A 1,323-nucleotide genomic window follows, 5' to 3' on the forward strand; every position below is an offset into this window, starting at 1 on the left:
TATGAACCGCGCCGGGTCTGCCGGAGGCATTGGGTTGTGAGTCACGCTGCCATATCGATGTTGGCCGCGGCAGCATAATATTGTTCTTCGGCTTCGGCAGGAGGGATGTTGCCGATGGGCTCCAGCAGCCGACGATGGTTGAACCAGTCGACCCATTCGAGCGTGGCATATTCGACTGTTTCGAAGCTGCGCCATGGTCCACGCCTGTGGATCACCTCAGCCTTGTAAAGGCCATTGATCGTCTCGGCCAAAGCGTTGTCATAGCTATCGCCGACGCTGCCGACCGAGGGTTCTATCCCGGCTTCGGCGAGGCGCTCGGTGTACTTGATGGAGACGTATTGCGACCCGCGATCGCTATGATGGATGAGGCCGCCCCGATGGGCCGGCCGACGATCGTGAAGCGCCTGTTCCAGAGCATCGAGCACGAAGCTGGCATGGGCCGTTCTGCTGGCCCGCCAACCGACAATCCGCCGAGCATAGGTATCGATGACGAAGGCAACGTAGACGAACCCCGCCCAGGTCGCGACGTAGGTGAAGTCCGACACCCACAGCATGTTCGGCGCTGGTGCGTAGAACCTGCGGTTGACGTGATCGAGAGGGCATGGCGCCGCCTTGTCACTGATAGTTGTGCGCACCGGCTTGCCCCGGATCACCCCTGCCAAGCCCATCTCCCGCATCAACCGCGCGACTGTGCAGCGGGCGACCGGAAAGCCTTCCCGCATCATCTGCCGCCAGACCTTGCGCACGCCGTAGACCGCGAAGTTCTCGGCGAATACGCGCGCGACCTCGGGCTTCAGGGCGACATCCCGCTGCGCCCGCGCCGACAGGCGTGTCGGATCCTGCCGCTGTGCGATGCGCTCGTGATAGGTGGATGGGGCGATCGGCAGGACGCGGCAGATCGGCTCGACCCCATAGGCATCGCGGTAATCGTCGATGAACGCAATCATCGCTTGAACGGGCGGTCGAGCTCCGCCTGGGCAAAATATGCCGATGCCTTGCGCAGGATCTCATTGGCCTGTCGCAGCTCGCGGACCTCGCGCTCCAGTGCCTTCATCTTGTCGGCTACCTCGGTCGGGACGCCCGCGCGCTTGCCGCTGTCGACCTCAGCCTTCTTCACCCACTCATGCAGCGTCTGCGGAACGCAGCCGATCTTCTCCGCAATCGAAACCACCGCTGCCCAGCGAGAGGGGTAATCACGTTCGTGATCGATCACCATACGCACCGCGCGCTCGCGGACTTCCGGCGCAAACTTGTTCGTTGTCTTGCTCATACAGGCTCCACCTTCTCAGGAGTTGGAGCCTCCGGCAAACCCAGCGCGGTTCA

At 62.7% G+C, this 1,323-nt stretch carries 1 protein-coding gene and 1 other annotated feature; the gene reads right to left on the reverse strand.

Annotation, left to right across the window (positions count from 1 at the left end; genetic code table 11):
- Window positions 1-41: 41 nt before the first annotated feature.
- Window positions 42-1,270, reverse strand: a protein-coding gene (locus tag AC07UX_RS21135; RefSeq protein ID WP_495193930.1) for an IS3 family transposase whose coding sequence is annotated in 2 segments (ribosomal slippage) — window positions 42-982 and window positions 982-1,270 — 1,230 coding nt in all. Because the reading frame shifts where the segments join, the coding sequence is not laid out codon by codon here.
- Window positions 873-989 (reverse strand) — a sequence feature (AL1L pseudoknot). (Overlaps the previous gene by 117 nt.)
- Window positions 1,271-1,323: the final 53 nt, after the last annotated feature.

This window comes from Sphingobium sp. GW821-FHT02B05 (assembly GCF_059421905.1).